Consider the following 15554-nt stretch of genomic DNA (forward strand, 5'->3'; position numbering starts at 1 on the left):
CTATTCAATACCTATTTTTTTAACAGTATCATGTAAATAATCACCTAAAACTGCTGAACTTTCCCTCACATACTGAATTATGCTTTTATTTAGGACAATTGCATCATGCATAGTTAAATCGCAGAATATAAATGCTGTTAAATACAGTAAAATCACCGCATAAAATGTGTGAAAAATCCCCTCAAATGTAATTGACATTGCATTATTATAGCTGAGCTGTATTGAACTTATTGGCCATGGTTTTATCACTTCTACGACATTAAAAAATACGTAAGGTATCATAAGAAAAAAGAAAAAGTGCATAAAATCATTAAACCAAAATGGGCATTGAAACATCTGCTTACATATATTCCCATAGAGTTTACTTACAGCATAATAAATCGACATCATTGCCGGCATTGAAAGTGCTACAGTCAGTACTTGCCCTGACGCTATTTGTATTACTATTTCTTCACCACTGTTTGCTGAAGGGTCTTGAGCATGAAAAATAAATATTCCAATTAATTGCATTACTAACATAACTATTGCCAATTTTGTAAAAACAGCAGCTACAACTATTCCTGAGTCTGGCATTTTATATAGTAAGTATTCGCCTCCATATGTAAGAATTAATATAACATCGACAATAAATAATATTAAAAAAGAAGACCAATAGTTCTGCCAACTTGGTAAATATCCTATTCCTAAAAGAGAGCTTACTGTTTTAGCAGGAAAAACCTTGCCTAGCATCTTCCCCAAAAATTTAAAAAAAATCCCCATGTTCTAAGTAACACTTGGTTTATATTATTTATAATACTGTATTGTAATAGACTTATCAATAGCTTAAAACATGTATTGGAAGATTTTAGGTAATATGCAGCAACAGTAGAAGAACGTGCGCCAAAAATTTAATAATTTTATAGGGCTTATGCACTTAAATTTTTTGCAATATCAAGTGCAGCGTAAGTAAATATTGCACTTGCACCCGCACGTTTGAAACCAATCAAAGATTCATAAATCACCTTGTCATAATCTAGCCAGCCATTATTTGCAGCAGCTTTTATCATTGCGTACTCACCGCTTACTTGGTAAGCAAAAATCGGAAAATTAAACTTATCACTTGCTGTTTTGATAATATCTAAATATGGCATACCTGGTTTAATCATAATAAAGTCTGCACCTTCATTTATATCCATTTCAATTTCGCACATTGCTTCGCGCGCATTTTTATAATCCATTTGATAACCACTTTTGTCTATAGAATGTGATAGCCCACATGAACCAACGACTTGCCTGAATGGAGCATAGAAGCTAGAGCAGTATTTTACTGCATAAGATAATATTAATACGTCTTGAAAGTTATTATCATCTAATGATTTTCTGATTCTTCCTATTCTACCATCCATCATATCAGAAGGAGCAACTATATCACATCCTGATGCTGCTAAAGCAAGTGCTTGCTTACATAATATCGACATGGTTTCATCGTTTTCTACGTCCACCTGATTGGCTTTTAAAATGCCGTCATGGCCGTGAATAGTGTATGGATCCAATGCAACGTCTGCAATAATACCAATTTCAGGTACCTTTAATTTTACAGCACGGATTGCTTTGCAGATTAAGTTGTCAGAATTATATGCTCCCTCAGCGTTTTCAGATTTTAGTTTACTATCAACTACAGGAAAAATTGCAACAGCATTAATTCCTAAATCTTTAGCTTCCTTAACTATAGACACTAATCCATCTATTGAATAACACTTTACGCCTGGTAAGCCAGAAATTGGTTCAGTTGTTTCTTCTCTGTCGTGAACAAATAGAGGAAAAACTAAATCATTTACTGATAAGCTATTTTCACTTGTTAAATTGCGAACCCATTTGCTCGAGCGCCTGCGTCTTAATCTTGTATTTGGAAAATTAAACATTGGATCCAGGTAAATTCCCAGTAAAGAGCAACACTCCTGAAATGAGTACCACCCAAAGCACCGATATTGGCAGAAACACTTTCCAACCAAGGCGCATTAGCTGATCATATCGATAACGAGGTATTGTTGCTCTAATCCAAATAAATACGAATAAAAGTATAATTATCTTCAAAACGAACCAAATTAAACCTGGAATTTTATAAAGCAAACCAAGTTCTAACGGAGGATACCACCCTCCTAGAAAGAATATCGTCATCATAGCACTTGCTAAAATCATATTTGCATATTCTCCAAGAAAAAAGAGGGCAAAAGGCATGGATGAATATTCAACGTTATATCCAGAGACAAGCTCTGCTTCAGCTTCTGGTAAATCAAATGGGTGACGATTAGTTTCTGCAAGCAAAGAAATAAAAAATATTATTCCTATAGGCATTAGTAGCAAATCAACCCAAAATGGCATATTGTGTTTCGCTACCACCATCTCTCCAAGATTTAATGTTCCAGTGGTAATAACGACTGCAGCAACTATTAAGCCTATTGAAACTTCATATGAAATCATCTGAGCAGCCGACCGTATAGCGCCAAGGAATGCATAATTGGAGTTGCTTGACCAGCCTGCAATAATCACGCCGTATACTCCCAGCGACGATATAGCTAGCACGTAAAGCACTCCAACATTAATATTTGCTATAACCTTAGGAATAACTACTTGCTGGCCATTTTCTACAATTACTTCAGCACCAAACGGTATAACTGCCCAGGCAATTAATGCCAAGATAAAGGTAAGCATTGGAGCCATAATGAACAGTATGGTGCTCGCTCTAAATGGTATTATCGGCTCTTTAATCAGTAGCTTAATAGCATCTGCAAATGGCTGCAATAGCCCAAAAGGTCCAACTACACTCGGGCCGTGCCTTAGTTGAATTGCAGCAAGGACCTTACGCTCAAAGTATGTCAAATATGCAACTGAAAGTAGTAGCGGTACTAAAATAAATAAAATATTAACTAGTGTGTTCATAAAAAGCTTTAGTACAATCTGCCATTATTTTTGAAGCGCGACTTATTGAATCCGTCATATAAAAATTACACTCCTTTAAAGTAAAAGGTGTATCACTTAAATTTATTTTACCATTGCTAATTGGCACCCATGTGTTTTTTATCACTTGATCAGCATTTCTAAACTGTGGACCGATAGTATCTAATTTTTTTCTCACGTCAAATAAACTATCATATGGTAAGGAGAGATCCAAATATTGCGAGAGATTTTTAATAATTAACCAGTCCTCCTTTGCTTCACCTGGAGGAAATACAGCTAAATTTGTTCTTTGCACTCGACCTTCAGTGTTTACATAAGTTGCATATTTTTCTGTATATGCAGCACCAGGCAAGATAACATCTGCCACATGTGCACCCTTATCACCGTGATGACCTTGATAAATTACAAATGTGTTTTCTAACTTTGATGTGTCAATTTCATCTGCACCAAGAAGATAAACAACTTCTATTTCACCACTTTCTGCATGTTCCAATATTTGATTAATATCCCTTTCGCCTTTTTTAGGAACAAACCCAATATCTAGCCCACCAACTCTTGCTGCAGCTTTATGCAGCACATTAAAGCCATTCCAGTCATCTCTGACCATGTTAAATTCTTCTGCAATTTTGCCAGCTAGAATTAGAATTGATTCAGAATCGTCTCTTACTAATGCATCTTGACCGATAATCAGCATAGGGCTCTGAGCAGCACTCAGCAGCTTACAGAACTTATGATTTCCATTTGCTATTTCACTCAAAATATCAGGATTATCGCCCAATTTCTCAACATGATACAAATATTCAATGTTAGGACCAACACTTGCAACAGGAAAGTTGCCCTGTAAATATCTCTTTCTCAATCTTACGTTAATGATCGGTGCTTCTATCCTTGGGTTTGTATTTATAAGCAGACACAAATCCGCATTCTCTATACCTTCAATAGTGGTATTGAACACATACGATCCACGATTATTTGGTATAAGTTTTGCACCATCCTGCCTGCAATCTATATTTCCCGAGCCGAGCTTCTGCATCATTTCTTTAAGTAGAAGCATAGACTCACAATCTGCTAAATCACCTGCAATTGCAGCTATTTTATTTGATTTTGTATTCTTTAATTTCTTTGCAGCAACAGTTAATGCCTCATTCCAATCAACTGGGGCTAATTTACCATCTTTTTTTATATAAGGTCGATCAAGACGCTGAACTTTTAGTCCATCATAGGCAAAGCGGGTTTTATCTGATATCCATTCTTCATTTACCTCTTCGCTCAGCCTTGGTAATATCCTCATAACCTCCGGGCCACGATAATCAACTCTAATTGCGCTACCCACAGCATCTAGCACATCTATAGTCTCACAATGTGATAGCTCCCATGGACGCGCTGTAAAGGAGTAAGGCTTTGAAGTTAAAGCTCCTACCGGGCAGAGATCTATGATATTTCCGGATAATTCAGAACTAATATGCCTTTTTATGTAAGTGCTAATCTCTACATTTTCTCCCCTTCCGATTCCTCCAAGTTCATTTGTACCTGCAACATCAGACAAAAATCTAACACACCGAGTGCAATGAATGCATCGATTCATCGCGGTCTCAATCAGTGGTCCGAAGTGTTTTTTTGGCACAGCCCTCTTATGCTCATCAAGTCTGCTGGTTCCTTTCCCATAAGCCATCGTGATATCTTGCAAATCGCATTCACCACCCTGATCGCAAATTGGGCAATCAAGCGGGTGGTTAATTAGCAAAAACTCAAGCACACCTTCACGTGCTTTTTTAACCTTAGGGGTATCAGTGTGAATAACCATCCCTTCTGCAACTGGCATTGCACAAGAGGCTACTGGTTTTGGAGGTCCACCCTCCACTTCAACCAAACACATTCTGCAATTACCAGCAATTGCTAAACGCTCATGATAACAAAAACGTGGAATTTCAACGCCCACGACTTCACAAGCTTGAATTATAGTGAGCCCATGCTCTACTTCACATTTCTTAGAATTAATAGTAACTTTAACCACAACTATTATACAGCTTCCCACTTTATAGGATTGCCGCTTACCTCATCTTCAACCAGATTGCCGTTGTCATATTGAGCAGACATATAATTCATGCGCGAATCACGATCTATATATCTAACAGGTTTTACCGGTTTATCTTTATACATTTTTTGCTCAGCTTTCTTACGCTGAGTAGGGTTATTTTTACTAGCTGTCTTTGCTTTCCCACCTGCTGCCATATAAACTCCTAAAAACTTTTCATTCTATTTTAACACTTAAGTATATAGCGTCAATATTTAATAACTTTAAAATTTCAATAGATCTCTTATTATAATCATTTTACAATCATTGTTTAAATAAAAAGTTACCCCTTGATGCCATTCCAGCGCATGACGCACAGCTGTACGAACATTGCAATTTGCAGGCAATTTGCGTGGCAGATTCAAGTAGCTGACACTGGTTTCCATCCAAGACAGCAGTAGCCCTTTCGGTGTTATTTCAGTGCTTGACACTGAAATCCAGGATTTTGATTGGATACTGAGTTGGTAAGCATAAAAGTATAGCTAACGCGAGCTCTACGTCATACCGCGATTTATTCGCGGTATCTCAAAGCATAGATCCCGCTGCGGGATGACGATTGTCGTTTAGCTATAAACATTAAGAAATTTACCAAACGAAAAAAAAGGCAAAAGAAGCCCTGGGGTTATTATCCGCTTTAAAATATTGGCGTTTTTTATGTTTTAAACGCTTGACAAGCAAGATTAAGCTGCTTTTAATTGCAACTAACTTACGCTGCAAATGTTTAAGAAATTTACTAAGCAGAAAAAAAGACAAAGAATCCCCGAGTTAGCTAGTCTTTTACTATCTCTGTCGAGTATTGGCATTTTTTGATGTCTTGTAACGCTTTATAAGCGCGTTCAGCTTATTTAGATAAAAATCTAGATGTAGATGAAGTTTTGTAAAGACATACAGTATCTATATACTGCAAAAAATTGAACATAAGACGCCGATACATTAAGTAATCCTTACCTTTTAATCTGCAGATTGGCGAAAGCAAATACAATAGCTTCAATTTTATGATAAGGGGGCTGGCGGAGTTTGTCAAGGAAGTTTTTTCGTTTCTAACGATTGTTAACATGCTGCAAAAAACTATGCAAGAGGTCTACCACTTTATTAGGTATTTGTGCAGTTATTGGTGTTATCAAGATACTCCCTAATCTTCTTCAAGTCCTCCCAGGCTAAACGTTTTTGTGCCGGTTGGCGAAGTAGGTAAGCTGGATGAAATATAGCGGCTGTGGTGATTGAATTGGACAAATATTGGTTAGTGTACGTATGAAATCTACCACGCAAATTCGATATAGTTTTTGTGCTGTCAAGAAGGCTATAACATGCGATTCCCCCGACTAAAATTAGAATTTGTGGTGAAACCAGTGCAACATGCTTCTCAACAAATGGTCTGCACATATCAAGCTCTAGGTCGGTTGGCTTTCTATTGCCAGGTGGGCGCCAAAATACAGTATTGCTTATGTATACCTTAGTGCGATCAAGATTGATTGCATTTAACATTTTATCGAGCAACATTCCACTTGCACCACAAAATGGTATGCCTTGAAGGTCTTCATTTGCTCCTGGAGCTTCACCAACGAGCATAACTTTTGCGTTTGGATTACCATCGGAAAAGACAGTATTAGTTGCAGTTTTTTTTATCTCACAACCTTCAAATGATTCAACTGCACTTCTTAGTTCATCCACACTATTACATTTGCTTGCAAGTTTCCTTGCTTCGATTATCCAGTCACTTGGAAACATGTCTTTTCCATCTTTAGTGTCACCCCAGCGCGTATCTGCATCTTTCTTCTTGGTCCCAGTTTGGATAACAGAGGGTTGTACACTCTCTTTGCTCTCCAATTTTTTTTCCTCTTCACCCTCCATTAGTGTGCAATCAACGCCCACTTCATGGTAAAATTTTAATAATTCTAGGTCTTTATTGCTCATAATGCTTTTTAACCTTTTGTGCTTTTTTCATGGCCATATCATACTTTAATTTAGATAAATGTCTAATATATAATATGCCGTTTAAGTGATCTAATTCATGCTGAATACACCTTGCAAGCCAACCACTAGCTTTTAGCGTCTGTTCTTCGTTATTTAAGTCTCTGTATTTCACAGTTAGATACTTTGGACGCTTAATTTCATGACTTTGCTCTGGAATTGAAAGGCATCCTTCCTTGAGAATTACTTGTTCATCGGATAATTCTGTAATCTCAGGATTAATCATGTAAAATTTGCCAGTTGAGCCATATCCTGCTGGCTCATTTTCAATCGTTTCTAGCTGAATATCCATAACAAAAATTCTCTTTAACACTCCAACTTGCACTGCAGCAAGGCCAAGACCTTCTGCATCATACATAGTTTCGAACATGTCGTTTACTAATTCTTTAATTTTATCGTTTATATCTGTTACTTCACTGGCACGTGTGATTAGTCTTTCATCAGGGGCAATTACAATTGGTAATATGGACATAAAAATTATAATTCTATGTTTTGCTTTTCCTTTTGTCCAGAATTTAGTGTATATTAAAATGTTGCTATATCTATAATAGAAATATAAATTATTAAAGAAAGCTACAATTTAAATGAAATTGCGTAATAAGGTTAACTAATGTACTCTGCAGTAATAGCAAAACCAAAGAGAAATGTTTTTGCTGTTTTAGACATAGGTACAACAAAGATTATTTGTCTAATCGTTAAGATAAATGGCAACTTCAGCTATAAAGTAACAGGAACGGGTTATAAGATTGCAGAAGGTGTAAACGGTGGATCAATAACTAATGTAAAACACGCAAATTACTCCATCTCATCAACTATAGGTTTAGCTGAACAAGTATCAGAAGAAACCATAGATCAGATATATGTGAACATTGCTGGATGTGGCATCTCATCTTTCAATGTACATAATGAAATTATTGCAGCTAACCATGAGATTTCTGAGCGTGATATAAGACGTGTAGTTTTTCAAACATTTGAGAAATATATTGAAGACAATGTTATCATTCACAATATACCACTAAAATATCACTTAGATGACATGACTGACATAAAAGAAGTTGGTGGATTGTACGGAAAAAGACTATCTGCTGATGTTAATGTTGTCACTGCTTCGCGTCCAGCGCTTACCAATATTGAAAACTGTATTACCAATAATGGTGGATTAAATATGGCAGGTTGTATTGCTTCTGCATATTCTGCAGGTCTTGCCTGTTTAAGTGGAGATGAAAAAGAGCTCGGGACTGCTATTGTTGATATAGGCGGTGGGTGCACTGCAATTGGAATTTTCAAAAGAGGGAAACTTGTGTATGCAAGCAGCGTTCCAATTGGTGGTGTTCATATCACTCGAGATATTGCTTACGGGCTATGCACAAGCATAGAACGTGCAGAGTATATAAAAATACTGTATGGCAGCACTATCGTAACTTCAATAGATGAGAATGAGTACATTACAATGCAAAACAACGAAAATGATGAACCTACTCAAGTATTCAAATCTGAGCTTATTAACATCATAAGACCAAGAGTTGAAGAAATACTTGAAATGGTAAGAGAGCAATTTCAAGAGCAGAAAGATCCAATTAATAAAGTAGTGATCACAGGTGGAACTAGTCAACTCACAAGCATGAAGGAAATTGCAGGCTATATATTCAATAAGCAAGTTCGAATTGGGTGCCCTGAGTCTTGTAGCGGTCTTGATGGCGAATATGATAAAAATCCTGTATTTTCTGCTGCTATAGGCTCTATAAAGCTAATAGTTGACACTTTTTATAAAAATAATTCTGGTATTTTAGGTCAGGATGGTAAAATGAGTAAATTGTATAATTGGGTTAAATCAAAAGTTACAGTCTAGATTTCTGTTTTACCACCTTTCATACAAATGACTTGACACTAGGATCCATAGGACTTATTTTTATAATATGTAAAATTATTATGTTTATGTACTTGCGAGTAAGCGTACCAATTACAATAAGACATGGAAAATATGAACATAACTATACACTCACAAGAAGATTTTGAATTTATGCGCAAGGCTGGCAGGCTTGCTGCTGAAACTCTTGATTTCATTGCACCGTACGTAAAGGTAGGGGTGACAACTAATGAATTAAATGATCTATGCCATGACTTTATAATTAATGCAGGTGCAATTCCAGCACCACTAAATTATAGGGGGTATCCAAAATCAATCTGCACCTCAAAAAATGCCGTTGTGTGCCATGGTGTTCCTGATGATACACCGCTTAAAGATGGGGATATTTTGAATATTGACGTTACGGTGATTTTAAATGGCTGGCATGGTGATACAAGTCGCATGTTTTGGGTTGGCAAGCCATCAATAAAAGCAAAACGTTTATGTGACGCTACTTATAATGCGTTGATGGAAGCAATCAAACAAGTTAAGCCCGGCAATAAGTTAAATGAAATAGGGCTTGCTATAGAGAAATATATTAGAGATTTTGGATATTCTATCGTACGCAGCTACTGCGGACATGGTATAGGAAAAGTCTTTCATGCTCCACCAAATGTAGTGCATTTCTATGATCAAGATGAAGATCTTGTCTTAAAGGAAGGTATGTTTTTTACAATAGAGCCAATGATTAATGCTGGAAAACATGAGACTCTGCTCAGTAAACTCGATGACTGGACAGTAACAACACGCGATCTTTCACTTTCTGCTCAATTTGAGCATACACTTGGAGTAACAAAAGATGGTGCTGAAATATTCACATTATCACCTAAGAATTGGCATTTCCCACCTTATAATTAGATTTTTTTAAATTCTGCTATACTGCAACTATACTTGGTTTACTTTGGGTAATTTTGAAGAAAGCTCACCCTTAATTTGCGATATAGCAACTAGCCCAATTAATGCACAGAAAATCATGTAAAAACTAGCTGAAGTCTCTTGTCCTGTAACCTTGATAATTGTTGTGCATATAAATGGTGCAAGGCCGCCAAAAAATCCAGCAGCTATATTTCTTGATAAACCAAATCCACTGTACCGAACCTTTGTTGGAAATAATTCGCACATAAGTGCACTGACAGGACCAAGCGATGCAGCTATTGGAATTATAAAAAGAATGTGTGCCAGCAAGTAATTGCCACTACATAACATTGAAAAAACTGGATAACTCACTATTACAAAAGCTATAAATGCAAATTTCATAACTTTTTCTCTTCCTACCTTATCAGAAAGTATTGCAAACAATATTGTCAATCCTCCGAGCGCAATTTGACTCAGTATTTCCACTATATGATTAAAATGAGTATTTACTGTTAATATTTTATTCGTAAGCACATTGAAAAATACCAAATATATATAGAGAGACGCATTTTCAACCAAGTCAATACCTATTGATATTAGAACAGGCTTTTTGTAATTGTTTAATAACTCTTTTAGTGGCAATTTAGACGGATTTTTTTGTCTTTTATACTCTGGGCTTTCATCAAGTATATATCTCACATATATGCTAATTAATCCCATTGCTAAACTGAAAATGAAAGGTAATCTCCACCCCCAAGATTCAAAATCAGATACTTTTTTGCATATGAGTACCGCTATCAGGCTTAATACTGAACCAAAAATTGCGCTTAATACTTCAATGCTGCCAAAAAATCCTTTTTTGTTTTTAGGAGCATGTTCTATTAAAAATGGTGCATTTCCTGCTTCTCCTCCAAGGGATATACCCTGCAATAGCCTTAAACAAACTACCAGAATTGATGCTAGTATTCCAATGCTTTGATAACCTGGAACAAAAGCAATTAATACGGTTGATAAAGTCATTAATATAATCGAGAGCAATAAGGCAACTCTTCTGCCATGTTTATCACCAATGTGACCAAATATAGCAGCACCGACTGGTCTCATTAAGAAACCCACTGCAAACACTCCAAAAGCCTTCAATACGCTGGTTAGTTGATCATCCGATGGAAAAAACACACCACCTATTATGTTTATTAAGTGGCCAAAAAGCATGTGGTCATACCACAATAAAGTGTTACAAATCAAACTTGAAAATATTACTTTTGTTATTTGCTGCATAATTTCCCTATAGCCTGTTTGATCTTATATATAAAAAAAAATGTGAACGTTATGTGAATATTATATTAACAATATTAAACCTTGATTTTAATATTATTGCTCATATATTCCGATAAGATACCATATTTTGGCAAGAAAATCTATGTACATAAATAAAATTGATGTGAAGAGTAGAGTAGAGTAGGATATCTACACCAACTGTACTTAAATTTTTTGATATGACACACACTCCAGTTTTGTTAAAAGAGATGCTATCACTACTATCACCGCAGGATGGTGGCATATACGTGGACGCCACATTTGGAGCTGGAGGGTATAGCAAAGCAATATTGGAGTCAGCTGATTGCAAGGTATATGCAATTGATAGAGATGAAACGGTAACTAAGTTTTATGATGATTTAAGCGTTAGATATCCCGATAGAATAAAACTATTCATTGAGAAGTTTAGTAATATTAAAAGTATACTAAGCAGCGTTGAGCCATCTCCTGTCATCCCAGTACTTGATACTGGAAAAAATAACTGGTCACGCGCTGGAATGACATCAAACGGAGTGGATGGAGTGGTCTTTGACATCGGAGTTTCATCTATGCAGCTTGATAACGGAGATAGAGGGTTCTCATTTTTACATGATGGTCCACTCGATATGAGCATGGATAACTCTTCTTATATAAACGCTTCAACGTTTGTTAACGCTTTACGCGAAGAAGAAATCGCAAATACTATATATAACTACGGAGGCGAACGTCATTCTCGCAAAATTGCAAGAGCAATAATAAATGCACGGAAGAAGAAAACTATCAAAACTACATTTGAGCTTGCGGATATTGTACGTTCCGTGGTATTTCGTGGAAAAAGCAAAATTGATCCTGCAACCAGAACATTTCAGGCAATCAGAATATGGGTAAACGATGAGCTGGAAGAACTTGAAAAGGGTATTAAAGCTGCATCTGAGATTTTAAGTGAGAATGGCAAATTAATTGTCGTCACCTTTCATTCCTTAGAAGATCGTATAGTCAAAACTTTTTTTAAAGATTTATGTGCTACTGGTTGCAAGACATTCTCTCTGCTAAATAAAAAAGTGATCGAAGCAAGTATAGAAGAAGTAAGTGCAAATCCACGTTCACGCTCAGCAAAACTAAGAGCTATACAGAGGTTGTCGTGAGAACTTTCTGCATCATCTCAATAGTTATGTTTTTTCTTAGCATTGTAGGACTATTTAAGGTAAAATTACATGTTCAGTCGTTAAATAGAGAGCTAATAAAAATAAAAAGTGAAATTAATTTAGTACAAAGTGATATAAAAGTTTTACAAGCAGAATGGAGCTATTTGAATAATCCAAAAAGACTTGCAAGCCTTGTAAAGAAATACCTGAAAAATAACTCTTTAATACTGGCTAGCCAGGTTAAAAATCTTGACTCTCTAAATGGCCGCAGTGTGCTAGCACAACTTAAAATCCATGATCAACAGTGAGATTAAGTCTTATTTTTTACAGATGAGCACATCACAATAAAACTTACTTTGTATCCGTTCAGGATAGCGGCAAGGTAGTATAACCATAGAGTAAAAGTGAGTTTACAACAAATGGTGTCATCCCAGTGCTTGACACTGGGATCCAGCCTTTCCATAATCATCAAAAACATTGTATTTTAACGTAAAACAGCTATTTTTATGCTTACCAACTTAATAAAATTCCTGGATCCCAGTGTCTGGGCACTGGGATGACAAAGGAGAGCAGTGTCAGCTACTTGCATAACACCATTTGTTGTGCAACTTACTTTAGTATGAAATTGCTTGCGTAAGATTTTGGCAGCCTCTTAACATTTTTTGGCATTTCAATTATGTATTTAACGTTGCGTTTTTTTGCGTAGAATACTGCTTTTTCAAGAGAATCAAACTTTAATACAATCTGTTTTTTTGGATCTTTTGAGCCAACCCACCCCATCAAAGGTTCAATGTAGTAAGAGCCAGATTCAATTTTTAGGTGCCAGAAATTTGTATTACCTAAACCAGATTGTGTTGCAGTTCTTGTTGGTTTATAAATCCTAAAAACTACTTTATCGTCAATGCCCATAGTTCTTGTTAAATAAGCTTAAATATATATCTAAATAAATCCTTTCACAAACAATTAGTATGAAAGAATGAAGTTTGAAATAAATATTTTTATGTTATATTATTGTTAAATTATATTAAAAGGATTAGCTGAATAGGAGTAACCGATGACGCAACAGGAAATAGTAACAATTAATGCAGAGTTACGTGATATAACAAAAACAAAAGCGATGCATTCTCTAAGGAAGAAAGGAAACATCCCTGGAATCATATATGGAAAGGGCCATGATAATGTAAATTTGACATTGTCTGCAAAGGAATTCACAAAGCAATATAAGTCAGGCTCTCTTTCTGCACATTTGATAGAGCTGAATATTTCGGGCAAAAAGGAATATGCTCTTGTTCGCGATATCCAATTGCATGTAGTAAAGGATACTGTGCAACATGTTGATTTTCAGTTTGTTGATAAAGGCAGTGAAATTAAAATAGACATACCTCTATCATTTGTGAATGAAAGTAAAGCTCCAGGAATCAAATTAGGTGGAGTGCTTAATGTTTTGTGTCGTTCTATTGCTGTTAAATGCTCTCCTGATAAAATACCTCAGGTTATTGAAGTTGATTTATCCGGTAAAATGATTGGCCAGTCTATACATATTAATGATGTAAAATTACCAGAAGGTGTTAAGTTTGTAGCTCATGAAGAAGAAAATTTTACCATTGTTACAATTTCTGCTGCCGATAGTGACGTTGAAGAACCTCAAGCAGAAACAGAGGAATAGTGCACCTGATAGTTGGGCTTGGTAACCCTGGTGGTCAATATGAGTTAACTTATCATAATATCGGCTTCATCGTAGTTGATACAATTTGCAAATATTGGAATTTCCAGTCGTTCTCTAAAAAAGCCGATTATCTAATAACCTCTGGCATAATTAATGATAATAAAATCATGTTAATAAAGCCTTATTCATTTATGAATAATTCAGGCATCCCTGTTGCAAAAATACGAAATTTTTACAAATTATCGCTAGATAATATTGTTGTCATACACGATGACGCTGATTTGGAACTTGGAAGAATAAAAATAAAGAAAGGTGGTAGCTCTGCTGGACATAATGGACTTAAATCCATAGATAGTTTTATTGGCAACGATTATTGGCGCTTGAGATTTGGAGTGGGTAGACCTGAAGATCAAAGAAGCTTAGCAGATTATGTGTTATCAAAATTTTCAAATTTTGATAATGTTACTCCCTTAGTGGAAAAAATAGCAAAAAATATACACTTAATGCTGCAAGGAGATAATACAGCTTTTATCAATTTGATTGTATAATATTACGAAACACAGGAAGTGTATGGTCCCAGAGTGTGATGGTGTGGATTTAGTATGAACAATTCAGGAGATTTTGTCCACTGTAAAGATATAAACTCAAAAGGTGTAAGACCCTTAAGAGTTTTGAGTCTTTTAGCATAATTGTAGGCCATAACAAAGTCATAAAGATGCTCTTTGAGTTGCTGGTGAGACTGATAGTAATACTTCTTAACAGTGGCATTCTTTAAAGTTTTGTTCATACGCTCAACTTGCCCATTTGTCCAAGGATGGCTAACTTTTGTTAGACGGTGTTCAATGTCATTTTCTTCACAAGCTCTATCAAATATATGTTGAAAAGCGTATTTATGGCGTTTTTGGTTGGTAAATTGTACACTGTTATCTGTCAAAATAGTGTGGATTTTATATGGTAAAATTTTAATCAAATTACGTAGAAACTCAGCAGCTATAGGTTTTGTAGCACTTTTATGCAACTCAACATACGTAAATTTGGATGTTCTATCTATTGCAACAAACAAATATAACTTTCCTTCTTCTGTTCTGACTTCTGCAATATCAATATGGAAATAGCCTATAGGATATTGTTTGAATTTCTTTTTTGGTTTAACTTCGCCATCAACATCTGGTAGTCTGCTAATGCTGTGCCTCTGTAAGCAACGATGTAGACTAGAGCGAGTCAAGTGTGGGATTGAGGTTTGCAAAGCGTAGAGACAATCATCTAATGGCAATAGAGTATGCTTACGAAATGCAACAATTACAGCCTCCTCTTCTAAAGTTAAAACAGTTGATCTTGCATGCTTCGGACCCATATCAGCGTCTTTGGCAAAAGACCGTTTTCTCCATTTAATGATAGTTTTTGGATTAAGGTTATAGTACCTGGAGAGTTTTGCTATGCTCTCTTTACTATTTTGTATTGCTCTACGAATTGTCTCTGTTGTTTTGGCGCACCCATGTAATATTTGTCCCATAATTCCTCCTTTGATGGTATTGTTTTCTCATATTTTATCATACCATCACACTCTGGGACCATACATCCCCACTGCCATTAAGTTAAGGAAACAGGAGTTAAAATTCGACCAAAAATATAAGTAATTTTGTAATGATGACAAATATTATGGTGAACCTTGAGGGAAGTAAAATTCAAGGTACTGAAAAAATA

The 15554-nt window shown here is 35.8% G+C and carries 17 protein-coding genes; 6 read left to right on the forward strand and 11 right to left on the reverse strand.

What is annotated here, in order from left to right; all coding sequences use genetic code 11:
* From ABWU55_RS06495 to def, 7 genes are all read right to left on the reverse strand, one after another.
* A complete protein-coding gene (locus ABWU55_RS06495) occupies positions 1-759 on the reverse strand; it encodes a phosphatidylglycerophosphatase (RefSeq protein WP_138265045.1) in 759 nt (252 codons plus the stop codon).
* 146 nt (positions 760-905) lie between these two features.
* Positions 906-1901, reverse strand: coding sequence for a porphobilinogen synthase (hemB, locus tag ABWU55_RS06500; protein ID WP_353286271.1), 996 nt, complete (start codon positions 1899-1901; stop codon positions 906-908).
* The gene (gene nuoH, locus ABWU55_RS06505; protein ID WP_353286272.1) at positions 1894-2919 is read right to left on the reverse strand and encodes an NADH-quinone oxidoreductase subunit NuoH; all 1026 of its coding nucleotides are present in this window, start codon (positions 2917-2919) and stop codon (positions 1894-1896) included. Before nuoH ends, hemB begins: the two co-directional genes overlap by 8 nt.
* Positions 2903-4951, reverse strand: coding sequence for an NADH-quinone oxidoreductase subunit NuoG (nuoG, locus tag ABWU55_RS06510; RefSeq protein ID WP_353286273.1), 2049 nt, complete (start codon positions 4949-4951; stop codon positions 2903-2905). The genes nuoH and nuoG overlap by 17 nt, the downstream gene beginning before the upstream one ends.
* Positions 4952-4956: 5 nt before the next feature.
* The gene (locus ABWU55_RS06515; protein WP_006279675.1) at positions 4957-5169 is read right to left on the reverse strand and encodes a hypothetical protein; all 213 of its coding nucleotides are present in this window, start codon (positions 5167-5169) and stop codon (positions 4957-4959) included.
* 934 nt (positions 5170-6103) lie between these two features.
* On the reverse strand, positions 6104-6925 hold the full coding sequence (locus tag ABWU55_RS06520; RefSeq protein WP_264707057.1) for a uracil-DNA glycosylase family protein: 822 nt from the start codon (positions 6923-6925) through the stop codon (positions 6104-6106).
* Positions 6915-7454, reverse strand: coding sequence for a peptide deformylase (def, locus tag ABWU55_RS06525; protein WP_264329787.1), 540 nt, complete (start codon positions 7452-7454; stop codon positions 6915-6917). The genes ABWU55_RS06520 and def overlap by 11 nt, the downstream gene beginning before the upstream one ends.
* Before the next feature lie 138 nt (positions 7455-7592).
* On the opposite strand from def, the gene ftsA reads away from it, so the two are divergent.
* Both ftsA and map read left to right on the forward strand, forming a co-directional pair.
* Complete coding sequence (ftsA, locus tag ABWU55_RS06530) at positions 7593-8831, forward strand: cell division protein FtsA (protein ID WP_010962406.1); 1239 nt, start codon at positions 7593-7595, stop codon at positions 8829-8831.
* A gap of 132 nt (positions 8832-8963) precedes the next feature.
* Positions 8964-9746 (forward strand): type I methionyl aminopeptidase, encoded by a 783-nt coding sequence (gene map, locus ABWU55_RS06535; protein WP_095742848.1) that lies wholly within the window; start codon positions 8964-8966, stop codon positions 9744-9746.
* 27 nt (positions 9747-9773) lie between these two features.
* Here map and ABWU55_RS06540 read toward each other — a convergent pair whose 3' ends face one another.
* Positions 9774-11021, reverse strand: a complete 1248-nt coding sequence (locus ABWU55_RS06540; protein ID WP_010962408.1) for an MFS transporter — start codon at positions 11019-11021, stop codon at positions 9774-9776.
* A 218-nt stretch (positions 11022-11239) separates the two neighbouring features.
* Here ABWU55_RS06540 and rsmH point away from each other — a divergent pair, with 218 nt between their 5' ends.
* On the forward strand, positions 11240-12184 hold the full coding sequence (gene rsmH / locus ABWU55_RS06545; protein ID WP_353286274.1) for a 16S rRNA (cytosine(1402)-N(4))-methyltransferase RsmH: 945 nt from the start codon (positions 11240-11242) through the stop codon (positions 12182-12184).
* Positions 12181-12492 (forward strand): hypothetical protein, encoded by a 312-nt coding sequence (locus tag ABWU55_RS06550; protein WP_007548286.1) that lies wholly within the window; start codon positions 12181-12183, stop codon positions 12490-12492. Before rsmH ends, ABWU55_RS06550 begins: the two co-directional genes overlap by 4 nt.
* Positions 12493-12793: 301 nt before the next feature.
* On the opposite strand, the gene ABWU55_RS06555 is transcribed toward ABWU55_RS06550, so the two are convergent.
* Positions 12794-13093 carry an NADH dehydrogenase ubiquinone Fe-S protein 4 gene (locus ABWU55_RS06555; RefSeq protein ID WP_010962411.1) on the reverse strand — a complete coding sequence of 100 codons (300 nt, stop codon included), beginning with the start codon at positions 13091-13093 and terminating at the stop codon, positions 12794-12796.
* A gap of 145 nt (positions 13094-13238) precedes the next feature.
* Here ABWU55_RS06555 and ABWU55_RS06560 point away from each other — a divergent pair, with 145 nt between their 5' ends.
* Positions 13239-13850, forward strand: coding sequence for a 50S ribosomal protein L25/general stress protein Ctc (locus ABWU55_RS06560; RefSeq protein ID WP_010962412.1), 612 nt, complete (start codon positions 13239-13241; stop codon positions 13848-13850).
* Positions 13850-14398, forward strand: a complete 549-nt coding sequence (gene pth / locus ABWU55_RS06565; protein ID WP_065094970.1) for an aminoacyl-tRNA hydrolase — start codon at positions 13850-13852, stop codon at positions 14396-14398. The genes ABWU55_RS06560 and pth overlap by 1 nt, the downstream gene beginning before the upstream one ends.
* A gap of 2 nt (positions 14399-14400) precedes the next feature.
* On the opposite strand, the gene ABWU55_RS06570 is transcribed toward pth, so the two are convergent.
* Together ABWU55_RS06570 and ABWU55_RS06575 are read right to left on the reverse strand one after the other, a co-directional pair.
* A complete protein-coding gene (locus ABWU55_RS06570; protein ID WP_399464206.1) occupies positions 14401-15321 on the reverse strand; it encodes an IS481-like element ISWpi4 family transposase in 921 nt (306 codons plus the stop codon).
* Positions 15285-15425, reverse strand: a complete 141-nt coding sequence (locus tag ABWU55_RS06575; protein WP_007548293.1) for a hypothetical protein — start codon at positions 15423-15425, stop codon at positions 15285-15287. The genes ABWU55_RS06570 and ABWU55_RS06575 overlap by 37 nt, the downstream gene beginning before the upstream one ends.
* Between the last annotated feature and the right edge of the window lie 129 nt (positions 15426-15554).

The organism is Wolbachia endosymbiont (group A) of Crataerina pallida (genome assembly GCF_964028475.1).
GTDB classification, from domain to species: Bacteria; Pseudomonadota; Alphaproteobacteria; order Rickettsiales; family Anaplasmataceae; genus Wolbachia; species Wolbachia pipientis.